Source organism: Lactobacillus sp. S2-2 (assembly GCF_021698855.1).
In the GTDB taxonomy this organism is placed as follows: Bacteria; Bacillota; Bacilli; order Lactobacillales; family Lactobacillaceae; genus Fructilactobacillus.
In genome coordinates, this window is the sequence record NZ_WWFA01000011.1 from 172,783 (window position 1) to 189,594 (window position 16,812).

Below are 16,812 nucleotides of genomic sequence, written 5' to 3' on the forward strand. Positions count from 1 at the left end.
CTTTTATTAGAATCTATGTGTAGCTTGTGAGCTGTTATAATGAATCTTAGTAGTTATGACCGGTGCTATCCGTTATTTAGAAGAGAGATTATATAATCTATAATCTAATTTAGGTGGCACCGCGAGCATTCGTCCTATGACGAGTGCTTTTTTTTATAAAAATAGAGGTGAATAGTTATGAATGATAAATTAAATATGTCAACGAAGTATAATCCAACTGAAGTTGAAAAAGGAATGTATCAACAATGGTTAAATGATGGTGAATTTAAACCAAATGAAAATAAAGAAGCAAAGCCATACTCAATTGTATTACCTCCACCAAATGTTACTGGTAAATTACATTTAGGTCATGCTTGGAATACGACTTTACAAGATATGTTGATTAGACAAAAGAGAATGCAAGGTTATGACACCAGCTGGATTCCAGGAATGGATCATGCAGGAATTGCAACTCAAGCTAAAGTAGAAGCTAAATTAAAAGAACAAGGTATTACAAGATACGATTTGGGTCGTGAAAAATTTGTCGATGAAGTCTGGGATTGGAAAAATGAATTTGCTAAAACAATTCATGATCAATGGTCTAAGCTTGGACTTTCATTAGATTATGATAAAGAATATTTTACACTAGATGATAATTTATCTAAGGCCGTTAAAAAAGTATTCGTTGATTTATACAATGAAGGATTAATCTATCGTGCTGAATACATCATTAATTGGGATCCACAAGCAAAAACTGCTTTGTCTGACATTGAAGTAATTCACCAAGATGATAAAGGTGCATTTTATCATGTTAAATATCCATTTGCAGATGGAACAATATTTAATGGGAATGACTATATTGAAATTGCTACAACTAGACCTGAAACAATGATGGGAGATGTAGCTGTAGCTGTTAACCCAGATGATGAAAGATATAAGGACTTAGTTGGTAAAGAATTAATAGTGCCATTAATTAATCGTACAATTCCAATTATTGCAGATGCTTATGTTGATAAAGATTTTGGAACTGGAATGGTTAAAATAACTCCTGCACATGATCCTAATGATTTTAAGGTAGGAAATCGCCATGATTTAGAACGTATTAACACTATGAATGAAGATGCAACAATGAATGAAAATGCTGGCAAATATGTTGGTATGGATCGTTTTGAAGCTCGAAAAGCAATGGTTGATGATTTAAAAGATTTAGATTTAATTATTAAAATAGACCCTCTCGTTCATTCAGTTGGACATTCAGAAAGAACTGGAGTACAAGTTGAAGCAAGATTATCAACACAATGGTTTGTAAAGATGGAACCATTAGCTAAAGATGCAATTGCTAATCAATCAACTGATGATGCAGTAAATTTTGTTCCAAAAAGATTTGAAAATACATTTAATCAATGGATGGAAAATATTCATGATTGGGTTATTTCAAGACAATTATGGTGGGGTCATCAAATTCCAGCTTGGTACCACAAAGAAACTGGTGAAATGTATGTTGGAGAAGAAGCTCCTAAAGATATTGAAAATTGGGAACAAGACCAAGATGTTTTAGATACATGGTTCTCGTCAGCATTAGTTCCATTTTCAAGTCTAGAATGGCCTAATGAAGAATCAGAACAATACCAAAGATATTTCCCTAATAACACTTTGGTCACTGGTGAAGATATTATCTTTTTCTGGGTTTCAAGAATGATTTTTCAAAGTAAACACTTTACTAAACAAGCTCCATTTAGAAATGTTTTACTCCATGGATTAATTCGAGATGAACAAGGTAGAAAGATGAGTAAATCATTAGGTAACGGAATTGATCCAATGGATGTTATTGACAAATATGGAGCTGATTCACTGCGTTGGTTCTTATCTAATGGAACTACACCTGGACAAGACTTACGTTTTTCATATACTAAAATGGATTCTGCTTGGAATTTTATTAATAAGATTTGGAATGCTAGTCGTTATGTAATTATGAATTTAGATGGATTAGATAAGATTACATTACCTGATAAGAGTGAATGGGATTTAGCAGATAAATGGATTATTTCTAAGTTAAATAAATTAGTTAAGCATGTTACTGAAGAATTTGATAAATTTAATTTCGGTGAAGCTAATCGTGCTCTATATAATTTCATTTGGAATGATTTTTGTGACTGGTATATTGAAATGAGTAAAGAAAAATTAAATAGTGATGATCAACAAGTTAAAATTAATACTCAAAATATTTTAGGATATGTTCTTGATCAAACTCTTCGTTTAATTCATCCAGTAATGCCATTTATTTCTGAAAAAATCTGGTTAACAATGCCTCATGAAGGTAAATCGTTGGTTAATGCTAAGTATCCAGAATATGTATCAGAATTGGATGATAATAACGCTGAATCAGATATGAATAGTTTGATTGAATTAATTAAGGCTGTTAGAAATATTCGTTCTGAAGCTAATGCTCCAATGTCTAGTTCAGTAGATATTTTAATTAAAACTGATAATGAAAAACTAAAAGAAGTTTTTGAAAGTAATCGTGATTATATTGATCGTTTCTGTCACCCTGAAAAATTAGAAATTGGTAATGATATTAATGTACCTAATTTATCAATGACATCGGTAATTTCTGATGCTGAAATTAGTATCCCATTAGCTGAATTAGTAGATCTTAATGAAGAAATTTCAAGAATTGAAAAAGATATTAAGAATTTTGAAGCTGAAGTAAAACGTGCTAATGGAAAATTAGCAAATGAAAAATTTGTTAATAATGCGCCAGAAAAATTGGTTGAAGAAGAAAAGCAAAAGAGAATAGATAATCAGACTAAATTAGATACTGCAAAACGTAGATTAGAAGAAGTTAAAAATTCTCTATAATAAAAGACAGCAATTATGCTGTCTTTTTTATCAGGAAAGGAAGAATAATTATTAATTATGAAGAATCTTTAAATTTTATTCATGGCAGACCAAGAATTCAAAAAAATCCTGGACTTGCAAGAATGAAAAATTTACTAAATAAATTAGATAATCCACAGTTCGAAAATAAAACTATTCATATTGTCGGAACAAATGGTAAAGGATCTACTTTGACTTTTTTGAAAAATATTTTGATCGGACATGGATATCAAATTGGAACTTTTATTTCTCCTTTTATTGTGAAATTTAATGAAAGAATATCTTTTAATAATAAATCTATTTCAGATGACGATTTGGAAGATATTGTTAATTTTATTTTCCCAATTGTTAAAGATATTGATAATAGTAATCCTGATTTATCACCATCTGAATTTGAAATAATTACTGCTATTATGTTTATTTATTTTAAAAAAAATCCAGTTGATTATTTACTTATAGAAGCAGGAATAGGTGGTCGAGATGATTCAACTAATGTTGTAGATTCAATCTTAACGATTATTACTAATGTTGGACTTGATCATACTAAATTGTTAGGTAATACAGTTGAAAAAATTGCAGAAAATAAAGCAGATGTCATAACCAAAAATACTAATGTTGTTGTCGGTAAAGTAAATGATTCAATTTTTGAAAAAATTAATCAAGTAGCTATCTCTAGAAATGCTAAAATTGCTAGATTCAATCAAGATTATGGTTTTAAAAAAATTGATCAAGCATTATATAAAATAATTGATCAAAATTTTATATTAGATAGTAATAAGATGTTAATGAATAATCAGGTAGAAATTTTAAATGCAACTGTTGCAATTGAAGCATTGAAATTTATTTTAGATGAAAAATTGATTGATGAAAATATTGTTCTTGAATCTATTTATAAAACTACATGGCCAGGTAGGTATGAAAAAATTAATAGTAATCCTGATATTTATATTGATGGAGCACATAATTTGCCGGCCATTAAAGAATTAAATAATATGATAATACAAGGGCAATTCGGGAATAAACTTGTTGTTATTTTAGCGATATTTGAAGATAAAGACTATTTAGATATGATATATGAACTACTTTATAATAAAAATATAGAATTAGTTTTAACTAATTTTAATGTAAATGAAAATAGACCAACAGCTAAATTAAATAATTATGCAAAAAAGTTTGAGATTGATTTTTATGAAAACTGGATAGATGCATATGAATCAAAAAAGAATAAAAATAATATTTTATTTACTGGATCTTTGCTTTTTATTTCAGAAGTTAGAAAAAAATTAGGATTATTTAAAAATTAAGAAAATTTATAGCTTTTATCTAAGCAATGAATAATATTACAATGATGTGGTATACTGAAGTCATTAAAAATTACTATAAATCATTTTAAAATCAATTAAAAAATGAAGGGATGAATAATTTGTTTGGATTTGGGAGTAAAAATATTGGTATTGATTTAGGAACTGCCAATACTATTGTATATGTTGATGGAAAAGGAATCGTTTTGAGAGAACCTTCAGTTGTAGCTAAAAGTACTAAAACTGGAGAAATAGTATCTGTTGGTACAGAGGCACAATCAATGATTGGACGTACTCCAGGAAGTATTGAAGCAATTAGACCAATGAAGGATGGTGTAATTGCTGATTATGATACTACTGTATCAATGATTAAACACTATATTGAAAAAGCACTCGGTAACAGAGGAACTAAGCCATATGTAATGGTTTGTGTCCCTAGTGGAATTACAGCTGTTGAAAAAAGGGCAGTTATTGATGCTACTAAAGTAGCAGGTGCTAAAGATGCTTATGTTATTGAAGAACCATTTGCAGCTGCAATTGGAGCCGGACTTCCAGTTATGGATCCAACTGGAAGCATGGTTGTTGATATCGGTGGAGGAACTACTGATGTTGCAACTATCTCATTAGGAGGAATTGTTTCATCTAAATCAGTTAGAATCGCTGGAGATAAGTTTAATGAAGATATCGTTACTTATATCAGACAAAATTATAATTTATTAATTGGGGAACCAACAGCTGAAAAATTAAAGAAAAATATTGGGTCTGCATCTGAAGTTAAAGCTAGTGAAACAGAAACGGAAATGGTTAGAGGAAGAGATTTGCTAACTGGTTTACCTAAATCTATTGAAATTAGTTCATTAGATATTGCTAGAGCAATTCATGAAGATGTTTATGAAATTATTAAAACAGTTAAAGAGACCTTAGAAGAAACATCACCAGAAATTTCTGCTGATGTAATTGATTATGGAATTGTTTTAACTGGTGGTGGTGCTTTATTGCGTAACCTTTCTTCAATTATATCTGAGGAAACTAAAGTACCAGTAACAATTGCAAATGAACCACTAGACTGTGTTGCAATTGGAACCGGTGAATCTTTAAAAAGTATTAATGTATTAAAAATTGACAAATAAAATATCAGCGGGTCGATTTTATGCCCGCTGATTTATTTTATTAAATATTGGAGGAAGACAATGAAAAAGTTTTTTTCTACAAAACGATTATTTATAATTATATTAATAATTATAATAAGTGTTGGTTTAATTGGAGGATCAACTTTTATTCGAAAAAATAAATCAACTCCATTATTTATTCAGCAATTTGGAAATGATGTAGTTGCGTTTACAAGTAAAATTGTGGTTGTTCCAACAAGAGGAATTAGTAATTTTGTGAAATCAACCGGTAATTTGTTAAATACCTATAAAGAAAATGATCATTTAAAAAAGCAAACTGATAAATTAACTGCAACTCAAGTAAAAGACGAAGCTATCCAGGATGAGAATAAAAAATTAAGAGAACAACTTAATTTAACCAAAACATTAACAAGTTATAATCAAATTAATGCAACCGTAGTTTCAAGAACTCCTTCAGCATGGCAAAGACAATTGATTATTGATAAAGGACAAAATGATGGAATTAAGAAAAATATGGCAGTTGTTGTTAATAAAGGACTTGTTGGTAAAATAATTGAAGTGAATAGAAATAATAGTAAAGTCCAGCTAATTACTGATAATAATCCTGATTCTGATAAGTTTGCCGTCCAAACTTCTAATAAAGGGAAAACAGTTAACGGATTGATTAGTGGGACTTCAAGTTCATCAGGTAAATTAGTTATGGGAAGTACAACTACTAAAACTTCTTTAAAAAATGGTAATAAAGTAATCACAAGTGGTTTAGGAGGAATAACTCCTAAGGGATTATATGTGGGAGAAATTTATTCATCTAGTAAAGATTCTTCTGGATTACCATCTAAGATTTATATTAGACCGGCCGCAAATATGAATGATATTGATGTTGTAACTGTGGTTAGTAAAAATGAATAAGGGAGATTACTATGATTAAAGATACAAAAATAACTCTTATCTTCGTTATTGGTGCATTTCTTTCATTTTTTCTTGATGGAACTATAACTCAAATTTTTAATTTACAATTTGATAATACATTTTTAATGGTTCCTTATTTAACAATTATGTGGTTTGTAATGGCAGTAATATTTTTAAAAGATTATGATGTTAAAATTATGATTTGGTCATTTGTTTTTGGATATGTTTACGATTCATACTATATTGGAATAATTGGTATATTTTTATTTATAATTCCTTTAATTGTTTTTTTAACTAGATATTTATTAAAAGTTGTTAATCCATTCTTTTTTTCATCAATTTTAATTTTTTTTATTGATATTACAGTTGTAATGTCGATAAGTTATTGTTTAGACCGTTTATCAAAAATTGCTTCAATTAGTGGAAGTCCCTTTTTAGTGTTCGTTTTATGGCCAACTTTAATATTTAATATTTTAATTTATGCTATTATGTACTTTCCAATACAAAAATTATATAATTTTTTTAAGATAGAATGGGAGAATTAAAATGAATCAAGTTATTTTGAAAGGTAATGAAAATGGTTATGAACTTAAAATAAATGAAACCTGTGATATTAAAGTAATTATTGATGAAATTTCTAATCTTTTGGATGATTTATCTAGTGATAAAAAAATCAAAAAAAACAAGAGTATTATGTTTGAGTTAAATACAGGGAATCGATTATTAAAAGATAATGAAAAAGATTTTATTTTAAGTTTGTTTAAGCAGTATGATTTTTTTGAAGTTAAATCAATTATTTCTAATGTAATAACTAAAGAAGAAGCGTTAAAAATCAAGAATGAAGGACGTACTTTTAAAACTGTTCAAACAATTAGAAATGGTCAATATGAAAAAATTGATGGTGATGTTCTTGTTTTTGGTAAAATACATAAAGGTGGAAAATTAGTTTCTACTGGAAATGTTTATGTTTTGGGTGATATTGAAGGAATAATTCATGCAGGATTTCCAAATTATGAAGATAAGTTAATAATTGGTAAAATTGATAGTGCTCAACAAGTTAGAATTGGTGAACAACATCAAATTTTATCTGAATCAAATTTTTTGAATGATAATAGTTCACAATCAGTAGTTTATGTAAATGATTTACATATTTTAGATAATGGAAATTTAAATGCTTTAAAAAGTATTAATCCTAAGTTTTTTAATGAAATTGGAGGTACTAGATAATGGGAAAAGCGATTGTTATAACTTCTGGGAAAGGTGGAGTTGGTAAAACAACATCATCTGCTAATTTAGGATCAGCATTAGCATTAATGGATAAAAAAGTTTGTTTATTAGATTTGGATATCGGATTAAGAAACCTTGATGTAATATTAGGTTTAGATAATCGAATTATGTATGATATTTTAGATGTTGTTAATGGAAAAGTGAATTTAAATAAGGCATTAGTAAAAGATAAAAGATTTGAAAATAATTTATTTCTATTGCCAGCTGCACAAAACACAGATAAAAATGCTATAAATGAAGAACAAGTAAAAAAAATTGTTGAAGAATTGAAAGAACAATTCGATTATGTATTAATTGATTGTCCAGCTGGAATTGAACAAGGCTTTCTTAATTCAGTTGCTGGTGCAGATAGTGCAATTATTGTAACGACTCCTGAAATTTCTGCAGTTAGAGATGCTGATCGAATTGTTGGGTTACTTGAAAAAAATCCGTTAAAAGAAGTTCCTAGATTAATTATAAATAGAATTAGACCTGACATGATGGATCACGGTGAAGTCATGGATGTTGATGAAATAACCCATCATTTAGGTGTTGATTTATTAGGTATTGTTGTTGATGACGATAAAGTTATAGCAACTTCTAATCATGGAGAACCAATTGTTTTAGATAGTGAAAATATCGTTTCACAAGCTTATCGTAATATTGCTAGAAGGATTTTAGGTGATGATGTACCTTTGATGCAAATAAAAACTGAAAAAAATGGATTTTGGGGAAAGTTGAAAAAAACTTTTTCAAAAAATAAAAACTCTTTTTAAAAGGGTTTTTTATTTTTTAATGGAGGAAAATATTGAAACTTAATAATGGAATAAATGTTGATTATTTTTTTACAAAAAAATTTAAAAATAATACAATAGTGATTGATTTTATAACGAATATTAAAATTGAAAATTTTGCTAAAAGAGCAATTTTAGCAGATTTAATGGACGATTCTAATAAAAAATATCCTCAAAAATCAATTTTAGCAAAGAAATTATCTCAAATGTATGGTGCTAATTTTGCAGTGACAGTATTAAAAGTTTCTAATCAACATATTTTAAGAGTAATTATTAATTTTGTTAATGAAAATTATATTTCAGAGAAAAAATCATTATTTTTAGAAGTAATAAGTTTTTTGAAGAGTGTAATATTCAATCCATTAGCTGATGGAAAAAAATTTGATAAAAAGAATTTTGAACTTCAAAGAGATAATATGATTGATTATTTGGTTAGTTTAAAAGATAATCCCAGATTTTATTCAAGTTCACAATTAAAAAAACTATATTTTAAAGATAATCCAGAAAATTCAGCTTTGATTATAGGCAATGAAATTGATTATCAAAATTTAAATAATTTAGAGGTTTATCAATATTATGAAAATATGATTAATCAAGATGATATAGAAATTAAACTGTTAGGTGATTTTGAAAATGTTGATTTTATTAATGAATTTAATCAAATGTTTAATTATAAAAAAAATCATGACAAATCTAAATCTAATATTATTTCCACTTCAAAACACGAATTAATTAAACAAACGGAAAATTATCAAGGTAATGGATCAATACTTGGACTTGCATATTATTTACCATTTCAAAATAGTATAAATAATTATTTTATTTCTTTGGTTTTAAATGGATTATTAACTTCTAATAATCATTCTTTATTGTTTGATGAAATTAGAGAGAAAAATAGTTTAGCATACTACGTTAATTCCAATTACAATATTTTTGATGAAATGTTTACTATACAAACTGGTATTAATGCTAAAGATAAGGATCAAGTTATTGATTTAATTAATGAACAAATTGATAGAATTATTAAATTAGACTATTCTGATGAGTTATTAAAAAATACAAAATTAACACTGGTAGATGATTTGTTGACGAAATTTGATAGTCAAAAAGGAATCGTTTCGGAAATGACAATATCTAATTATTTTAATTTGATACTTGAACCTTCTCAGGGTATTGAAGTTATTAATAAAATTTCTAAAGACAATATTTCTAATTTTTTAAAGACAATAAAAATACAAGCAATTCATTTATTGGTAGGTGAATCTAATGATTAAAAAAATATATCAAGAATTTAATGAAACAGTTTTTTATGAAAAATTAGATAATGGATTAAATGTGATTTTATTACCAAAGAATGATTACAATGCTACTTATGCTAATTTAAAATTAAATTTCGGATCGATTAATAATCAAATTGAAATAAATAATAAAATAAGACGAATACCTGAAGGAACTGCGCATTTTTTAGAACATAAAATGTTTGATAAAAAAAACTATGATTCTACAGATTTATTTGATAATAATGGTGCTTATTCTAATGCTTTTACAAGTTTTAATAGTACAAATTATTTATTTTCTGCTACTAAAAATATATCAAAAAATATTAAAATTTTACTAGATATGGTTCAAGAACCATATTTTTCAAAAGATAAAATCAAAAAAGAAATTGGAATTATTGAACAAGAAATATTAATGTATGCTAGTGATCCAAATTCTAAGATATATTTTGATACAATTTCAAATTTATTTCCTAATACTTCATTGAGTAGTGATATTGCTGGGACAGTACAATCTTTAAATGAAATTGACGAAGGGATTTTATATGATGTGTATAAAGAATTTTATATACCAGAAAATATGACATTAACAATTGTTGGTCATTTTGAATTAGATGAAATGATGAAAAATATAAAAAATATTGAAATTGAAAAGCCATATCATAAATTTGAACAACATGATGCAATAAGCAAAACTGAAATGGAATTAGAAAATAGTAAAAATAATCTAATTAAAAATAATATTTCAGATATGAACTTACATCAAAATAAGGTTGCTATTGCATATCGTGGAAATCTAATTCAAGAATCTTTTTTGAATAAAACAAAGTACGAATTATGTTTAGAAATTTTATTCAATTCGGTATTTTCAGAAAATTCTAGTTATTTAAATGATTTATATAATCAAAAAGTTATTGATGATTCTTTTGAATTTAGTTTTGAAATTGAGCCGATGTATAGTTTTATTATTTTTATTAACGAAACGACTCAACCTACAAATTTTATTAATGCAATTAAAAATTTAATGGATTCAATTCCCGATGAAATTGATAGTTTAAAAAATGATATTGATTTACAAAAGAAAGAGATAATTGGTAATCGAATATCATCAATGAATTCTCTAGAAGACTTATCTAGTCAATTAGGTTCAATTGAAAATGGATTTATAAATATTTTTGATGAAATTAATATTATTAATGAAATTAATTTAAATGATATAAAAAAAGCATTTAAAAAATTTATTGATTCAAAAAATTTTGTTACTAATATAATTAAATAATCGAAATTAATTTTTTTAAATAATTATGATACAATGATTGAAATAGATAAATTGGAGAATTTTAATTATGGAAAATGAAGAAAATAATAATTTAAATATAGGTGATCGCTTAAAACAATCAAGAATTGAAAAGGGATTGTCATTAGATGAAATCCAACAAAAAACTAAAATTCAAAAGAAGTATCTTATTGCTATTGAAGAAAATAATTTGAATGAACTTCCTGGAGATTTTTATATAAGGGCATTTACTAAGCAATATGCAGCAACTCTTGGATTCGATAGTAATGAATTACTTGATGATTATGAAGATAGCATTCCAGATACAAATACTAATGAATATATGGATAAGATTAGTGAAAATACTATTGAAACTAGATCTGCTAAGAATAAAGTTAGTGAAAGAAATTCTAAAATAAAAGGTGCTTTTTCAATATCAGTAATTGTTGGAATTGTACTATTAATTTTATTAGTCATTTGGTTTGCATCAGCTAAATTATCTAATAATAGTAGTAATAATGATAATCAATCTATTTCTGTTTCCGGTGAATCTAATAAAGAAAGCAAAAGAGATAACAATCAAGATGCAAAAAAAGAAACTAAAACTAAAAATAAAAAAATAAAAAACAAATCAAAAACTACTTCAATTTCAAAAGTTAGTCAAAGTGGTAGTGATGTATCTTTTAAAGTTTCTACAAGTAAAAAAGTTAATATTATTAAATTAAGTAGTAACAATAGAGCATGGACTTCATTAACTTCTGATGGAGATAATACTTGGTCTGGAATTGTTGATACAAATAGTCCTCATACTGTTAAACTTAATTCTACTGATAAAAATATTAGTTTGAATCTAGGCAATGCAGCATCTACTAATATTGTAATTAATGGTAAGAAAGTAAAAATACCTAGTCCTGAAAATGGTGGTAATTCTTACACTAGAACAATTAAATTTAGTTTTAAATAAAAATTATTAGATAACGATTGATTAGATTCAATCGTTATTTTAATAATAAGAATGGAGATAGCATATTGAATTTACCAAACAAATTAACTGTATTTAGAATTTTTTTGATTCCCGTTTTTTTATTACTTGTTTCAGTACCAATGAATTTAGGTAGTGTTAATATATTAAATACTTTAATACCAACATCAAATTTATATGCAACAGTTGTTTTTGTTATTGCATGTTTAACTGATTTTTTAGATGGTCAAATCGCAAGAAAAAATAATTTAGTGACTAATTTTGGTAAATTCGCGGATCCAATGGCAGACAAACTATTAGTAATGACTGCTTTAGTTTATTTGACTAGTCAGAATATTGCTCCATTTTGGGTTGTAGTTATTATTATAGCTAGAGAATTAGCTGTGACAGGATTAAGATTATTAATTGTTGAAAATAATGGGAAAGTTTTAGCAGCAGCATGGCCTGGAAAAATAAAAACTTTTACACAAATGTTTGCAATTATTATTTTAATGCTTAATAATGTTCTGTTTAATAACATGGGAATTCAAATGGGCTTAATTTTATTGTATATTTGTCTAATATTTACAGTTTATTCTGGATATGATTATTTTAAACAAAATAAATCTGTTTTTTCTGATTCTTTTAATTAAAAATAATTCGTATTTAATAAAGGGGTAAATTTTATGTATGGATATGGTCTATTTTTAAATAAAGATACTTTTTATCAAATTAAAAATGAATTAGATGAAGATGAATATTTAATTAAGGATACTAGTACTGATGAAAAAATATATTTAATTTTAGATAAAAAACCTAGTGTCAATTTATTAAATAAATTAAATGTTGATGAAAATGATGTAATTAGTGATTTTTATTTCAAATATTTTGTAAAAGAATTATCTGAAAAAGAATTATCAATTACTTCTGCTGAGTCTTTAACTGGAGGACTTTTTCAAAGTTCTCTAACTGAAATTCCTGGAGTATCTAAAGTTTTTTTTGGTGGGATTGTATCTTATTCTAATGAAATTAAAAATAAATTATTAAAAGTTCCACAAAGTGTAATTAATCAGGATGGAGTAGTGTCTGAAAATACAGTTTATTTTATGGCTAAAGGCTCTAAAGAATTGTTCGATTCTGATATAGCAATTTCATTTAGTGGAGTAGCTGGTCCTGATAAATTAGAAAATAAATATCCAGGAACGGTTTGGATTGGAATAATCGATCAAAATAATCATTTTTTTAAATTAGAATTAGCTTTAGATGATAATTTATCAAGAAATGAAATTAGAAATGAATCTGTATTTTATGGAATTAAAAAATTAGTTGAAATTATTTAAAAGCAGAACTTTTGTTCCTTTTTTTCTTGATTTTAATAATAATCATTAGTATAGTATAAGATAGTTATTTAAAAGCTAGGAGGATTATGCATGGCTGATGAACGTGAAAAAGCACTTGATGGTGCTCTGAAAAAAATTGAAAAAGAGTTTGGTAAAGGTTCAATAATGAGAATGGGAGATCGTGTTGATACACAAATTTCTACTGTTCCTAGTGGTTCTTTAGCCTTAGATAATGCTTTAGGAGTTGGTGGATATCCTAGAGGAAGAATTGTTGAAGTTTATGGACCAGAATCATCTGGTAAAACAACTATGGCTTTGCATGCAGTTGCTGAAGTACAGAAGTCCGGTGGGACTGCTGCTTATATTGATGCTGAAAATGCATTAGATCCAGTTTATGCTACTAATTTAGGTGTAAATATTGATGATTTACTTTTATCACAACCTGATACTGGTGAGCAAGGGTTACAAATTACAGATGCCTTAATAAGTTCTGGTGCCGTTGATATAGTTGTTGTGGATTCGGTTGCTGCTTTAGTACCTAGAGCTGAAATTGAAGGTGAAATGGGTGATGCACATGTTGGTCTACAAGCTAGATTAATGTCCCAAGCTTTAAGAAAATTATCAGGATCAATAAATAAAACAAAAACAATTGCTTTATTTATTAACCAAATTCGTGAAAAAGTTGGAATTATGTTTGGAAATCCTGAAACTACTCCTGGTGGTAGAGCATTAAAATTTTATTCTACAATTAGATTAGATGTAAGAAGAGCTGAACAAATTAAAGATGGTAGTGATATCATTGGTAATAGAACAAGAATAAAGGTTGCTAAAAACAAGGTAGCTCCTCCCTTTAAAAAGGCAGAAGTTGATATTATGTATGGACAGGGTGTATCTCAAAGTGGTGAACTTGTTGATATGGCTGTTGAAAAAGACATAATTAATAAATCAGGATCTTGGTATTCATACGGTGAAGATCGAATTGGACAAGGTCGAGAAAATGCAAAAAAATATTTAACTGATAATCCTGAAATTTTTAATGAAGTTAATACTAAGGTTAGAGTAGCTTATGGTATGGAAGAAGATACTTCTGAAGATTCTAAACCATCAGAAAATAATGAAGATAATCAATAAAACCTCTTATGAGGTTTTTTTTGATTGTTTAGTTGACACTAGTCATAACAAACATTAAAATTAATTTGTTATCGTTTTATAAACGATGATTAAATAGATGAGTCGGAGGTCCTATCATATGTTTTCAGGAATAACCCTCGCGATCATCGTTATTATTGCTATTATTATTGGTTTTTTTTGTGGACAGTTTTTTTATAAGCAGATAGTTGAAAAAAAATTATCTGAATCACATCGAACTGCTACAGATATTATTGAAGATGCTAACCGTCAAGCAGAAACTGCTTTGAAGGAAGCAACTTTAGAGGCTAAAGAAAAAAGTAATTTATATAGAACTGAAGTTGAAAAAGAACTAAAGCAAAGAAGAAGTGAAATTCAACGACAAGAAGATCGATTACTTAAAAGAGAAGAATCTTTAGATCATAAAGATAATATCATTGAAAAGCGTGAGAATAATTTAAATCGTCAAGCTGACAAGCTTAATAACGATAAAAAAACTCTCGAAAAGCAACAAAAGCAAACTGATTTATTGATTGACCAGAGAAAAGCTGAAGTTGAAAGAATTTCTTATTTGACTCATGAGGAAGCAAAAAAATTAATTATTGATGAAACTAAAGATGAATTGTCAGAACAAAGATCTGCAATGATTAAAGATAATTATTTTGCTACTAAAAAGGACATTGAAAAAAATTCTAAGCAATTAATTGTGCAAGCAATTCAACAAAGTTCAGCTGATATTATTTCAGAAACAACTGTTTCAGTAGTTAATTTACCTAATGATGATATGAAAGGTCGTATTATCGGAAAAGAAGGACGAAATATTCGAACCTTTGAAACATTAACTGGAATTGATCTTATAATTGATGATACGCCTAATGCAGTTATTTTAAGTGGGTTTGATCCAATTAGAAGAGAAGTTGCTAAGATGGCGTTAGAGAAATTAATTAACGATGGAAGGATTCATCCTGCAAGAATTGAAGAAATGGTTGATAAGAGTAAAAAAGAACTCGAAAATCAAATTCAAGAAACAGGTGATACAGTTGTCTTTGATTTAGGAATTCATTCAATGCATCCTGATTTAGTTAAATTAGTAGGACGTTTGAAATATAAGATTTCTTATGGACAAAATTTATTAGCTAGAGCAATTCAAGTATCAAAATTAGCTGGAGTTTTTGCTGGTGAAATTAATGAAGATGTTTCCTTAGCAAGAAGAGCTGGATTATTACATGAAATTGGAAGAGCTTCAAATGAAGAGCTTAATTCATCATACGTTGAATCAGGTGTAGATTTAGCTAAGAAATATAATGAGGTTCCAGAAATAATTGATTCAATAAAAGCTGGAAGTGCTAGATATGAGCCTCATTATCTAATTTCTGAATTGGTTCAAGTTGCAGATAAAATTTCAGTATCTCGTCCTGGAGCTAAGAGTGATTCTCTTGAAAGTTTTGTTCATCGATTAGAAGAGCTTGAAGAAATTACTAATAGTTTTGATAACGTTGAAAAGAGTTTTGCAATTCAAGCTGGTAGAGAAATCAGAGTGATTGTTGATCCAGATAAAATAAATGATAGTGAAGCAATTGTTTTATCTAGAGATATTAAAAATGAAATTGAACAGAAAATGAGTCACCCAGGTCATATAAAAGTTACTGTTATTAGAGAAGTTAGATCAATTAAATATGCGAGATAAAAGATCAGTTTTCTGGTCTTTTTTATTTTAATTATAAACGTGGTAAAATTAATATTATTTAAAAGATGGAGTTAATTAAATGAAACTATTATTTATTGGTGATATTGTTGGTAATTCTGGTATGGAAATGCTTGAAAAATATTTACCACAATTAAAACATGATTTAAAACCTCAGATTACGGTCGTAAATGGTGAAAATTCTACAAGTCAAGGTCGAGGCATTTCAGAAAAAAATTTTAAAAAAATTATGAGTCTGGGTGCTGATACAGTAACCTTAGGTAATCATGCTTGGAACAATGCTGAAATTTTTGATTTTATCGATAATACTAAAAAATTAATAAGACCTTTAAATTTTCCAGGAAAAAATGTTCCTGGAAGAGGATACACAATATTGAACGTCAATAGTGAAAAAGTAGCAATTATTAATCTTCAAGGTCGTATCTTTTTGGATCCCATTGATGATCCTTTTTCAAAGGTTGATGATTTATTAGCAAAAATAAAAAGTGAAAATGTTAAATACATATTTATAGATTTTCATGCTGAAACAACAAGTGAAAAAAAAGCAATGGCACTTTATTTAGATGGACGCATATCTGCGATAGTAGGTACTCATACCCATGTACAGACTAATGATAATCAAGTTTTAAAAAATGGAACTGGATTTTTAACTGAAGTTGGAATGACAGGACCGGACGATGGAGTAATTGGAATGCAATATTCAAATGTCATTCATAAATTTCTTACACAAAGGCCTTCAAGGTTTAATGTTGAAGAAAATGGGAATAATATTCTTTCTGGTTGCTTAATTGATATGGATAAAAATGGATTTACTAAAAAAATTGATAAAATATTAATTAGTAATAGTAAACCATATAATGTTCTTTAAT

At 27.3% G+C, this 16,812-nt stretch carries 15 protein-coding genes and 1 other annotated feature (1 of these 16 only partly in view); all 15 genes read left to right on the plus strand.

All coding sequences use genetic code 11. The features are described from left to right. Positions 1 to 140: a binding site (T-box leader), on the plus strand (it extends 64 nt beyond the left edge of the window). Positions 141 to 177: 37 nt separating this feature from the next. The 15 genes from GSH19_RS06520 to GSH19_RS06590 all read left to right on the plus strand — a co-directional run bounded on the left by GSH19_RS06520 (position 178) and on the right by GSH19_RS06590 (position 16,811). Then, positions 178 to 2,838 carry a valine--tRNA ligase gene (locus GSH19_RS06520; protein WP_237027283.1) on the plus strand — a complete coding sequence of 887 codons (2,661 nt, stop codon included), beginning with the start codon at positions 178 to 180 and terminating at the stop codon, positions 2,836 to 2,838. Positions 2,839 to 2,960: 122 nt separating this feature from the next. Further along, positions 2,961 to 4,160: a folylpolyglutamate synthase/dihydrofolate synthase family protein gene (locus GSH19_RS06525; RefSeq protein WP_237027284.1), complete on the plus strand. Its 1,200-nt coding sequence runs from the start codon at positions 2,961 to 2,963 to the stop codon at positions 4,158 to 4,160. A 119-nt stretch (positions 4,161 to 4,279) separates the two neighbouring features. Then, positions 4,280 to 5,287: a rod shape-determining protein gene (locus GSH19_RS06530; RefSeq protein ID WP_305067597.1), complete on the plus strand. Its 1,008-nt coding sequence runs from the start codon at positions 4,280 to 4,282 to the stop codon at positions 5,285 to 5,287. A gap of 60 nt (positions 5,288 to 5,347) precedes the next feature. Then, positions 5,348 to 6,196, plus strand: coding sequence for a rod shape-determining protein MreC (mreC, locus tag GSH19_RS06535; RefSeq protein ID WP_237027286.1), 849 nt, complete (start codon positions 5,348 to 5,350; stop codon positions 6,194 to 6,196). An 11-nt stretch (positions 6,197 to 6,207) separates the two neighbouring features. Continuing rightward, positions 6,208 to 6,741: a rod shape-determining protein MreD gene (gene mreD, locus GSH19_RS06540; protein WP_237027287.1), complete on the plus strand. Its 534-nt coding sequence runs from the start codon at positions 6,208 to 6,210 to the stop codon at positions 6,739 to 6,741. 1 nt (position 6,742) lies between these two features. Then, the gene (locus GSH19_RS06545) at positions 6,743 to 7,423 is read left to right on the plus strand and encodes a septum site-determining protein MinC (protein ID WP_237027288.1); all 681 of its coding nucleotides are present in this window, start codon (positions 6,743 to 6,745) and stop codon (positions 7,421 to 7,423) included. Beyond that, on the plus strand, positions 7,423 to 8,238 hold the full coding sequence (gene minD, locus GSH19_RS06550; RefSeq protein ID WP_237027289.1) for a septum site-determining protein MinD: 816 nt from the start codon (positions 7,423 to 7,425) through the stop codon (positions 8,236 to 8,238). Before GSH19_RS06545 ends, minD begins: the two co-directional genes overlap by 1 nt. A 32-nt stretch (positions 8,239 to 8,270) precedes the next feature. Beyond that, positions 8,271 to 9,530 carry an EF-P 5-aminopentanol modification-associated protein YfmF gene (gene yfmF / locus GSH19_RS06555; RefSeq protein WP_237027290.1) on the plus strand — a complete coding sequence of 420 codons (1,260 nt, stop codon included), beginning with the start codon at positions 8,271 to 8,273 and terminating at the stop codon, positions 9,528 to 9,530. Then, positions 9,523 to 10,812: an EF-P 5-aminopentanol modification-associated protein YfmH gene (gene yfmH / locus GSH19_RS06560; protein ID WP_237027291.1), complete on the plus strand. Its 1,290-nt coding sequence runs from the start codon at positions 9,523 to 9,525 to the stop codon at positions 10,810 to 10,812. The genes yfmF and yfmH overlap by 8 nt, the downstream gene beginning before the upstream one ends. 67 nt (positions 10,813 to 10,879) lie before the next feature. After that, the gene (locus GSH19_RS06565; RefSeq protein WP_237027292.1) at positions 10,880 to 11,773 is read left to right on the plus strand and encodes a RodZ domain-containing protein; all 894 of its coding nucleotides are present in this window, start codon (positions 10,880 to 10,882) and stop codon (positions 11,771 to 11,773) included. A 65-nt stretch (positions 11,774 to 11,838) separates the two neighbouring features. Further along, on the plus strand, positions 11,839 to 12,423 hold the full coding sequence (gene pgsA, locus GSH19_RS06570; protein WP_237027293.1) for a CDP-diacylglycerol--glycerol-3-phosphate 3-phosphatidyltransferase: 585 nt from the start codon (positions 11,839 to 11,841) through the stop codon (positions 12,421 to 12,423). 33 nt (positions 12,424 to 12,456) lie between these two features. Further along, positions 12,457 to 13,110, plus strand: coding sequence for a CinA family protein (locus GSH19_RS06575; RefSeq protein WP_237027294.1), 654 nt, complete (start codon positions 12,457 to 12,459; stop codon positions 13,108 to 13,110). Between the two features lie 90 nt (positions 13,111 to 13,200). Beyond that, the gene (recA, locus tag GSH19_RS06580) at positions 13,201 to 14,241 is read left to right on the plus strand and encodes a recombinase RecA (protein ID WP_237027295.1); all 1,041 of its coding nucleotides are present in this window, start codon (positions 13,201 to 13,203) and stop codon (positions 14,239 to 14,241) included. A 118-nt stretch (positions 14,242 to 14,359) separates the two neighbouring features. Continuing rightward, positions 14,360 to 15,925: a ribonuclease Y gene (rny, locus tag GSH19_RS06585; protein WP_237027296.1), complete on the plus strand. Its 1,566-nt coding sequence runs from the start codon at positions 14,360 to 14,362 to the stop codon at positions 15,923 to 15,925. A 79-nt stretch (positions 15,926 to 16,004) separates the two neighbouring features. Continuing rightward, positions 16,005 to 16,811 carry a TIGR00282 family metallophosphoesterase gene (locus tag GSH19_RS06590; RefSeq protein ID WP_237027297.1) on the plus strand — a complete coding sequence of 269 codons (807 nt, stop codon included), beginning with the start codon at positions 16,005 to 16,007 and terminating at the stop codon, positions 16,809 to 16,811. Position 16,812 lies beyond the last annotated feature (1 nt).

Coding starts and splice junctions, on each gene's coding strand:
- yfmH (WP_237027291.1), top strand. CDS start 9,523: ATGATTAAAAAAATATATCAAGAATTTAATGAAACAGTTTTTTATGAA.
- GSH19_RS06575 (WP_237027294.1), top strand. CDS start 12,457: ATGTATGGATATGGTCTATTTTTAAATAAAGATACTTTTTATCAAATT.
- minD (WP_237027289.1), top strand. CDS start 7,423: ATGGGAAAAGCGATTGTTATAACTTCTGGGAAAGGTGGAGTTGGTAAA.
- rny (WP_237027296.1), top strand. CDS start 14,360: ATGTTTTCAGGAATAACCCTCGCGATCATCGTTATTATTGCTATTATT.
- recA (WP_237027295.1), top strand. CDS start 13,201: ATGGCTGATGAACGTGAAAAAGCACTTGATGGTGCTCTGAAAAAAATT.
- GSH19_RS06590 (WP_237027297.1), top strand. CDS start 16,005: ATGAAACTATTATTTATTGGTGATATTGTTGGTAATTCTGGTATGGAA.
- GSH19_RS06565 (WP_237027292.1), top strand. CDS start 10,880: ATGGAAAATGAAGAAAATAATAATTTAAATATAGGTGATCGCTTAAAA.
- GSH19_RS06520 (WP_237027283.1), top strand. CDS start 178: ATGAATGATAAATTAAATATGTCAACGAAGTATAATCCAACTGAAGTT.
- mreC (WP_237027286.1), top strand. CDS start 5,348: ATGAAAAAGTTTTTTTCTACAAAACGATTATTTATAATTATATTAATA.
- GSH19_RS06525 (WP_237027284.1), top strand. CDS start 2,961: ATGAAAAATTTACTAAATAAATTAGATAATCCACAGTTCGAAAATAAA.
- GSH19_RS06545 (WP_237027288.1), top strand. CDS start 6,743: ATGAATCAAGTTATTTTGAAAGGTAATGAAAATGGTTATGAACTTAAA.
- mreD (WP_237027287.1), top strand. CDS start 6,208: ATGATTAAAGATACAAAAATAACTCTTATCTTCGTTATTGGTGCATTT.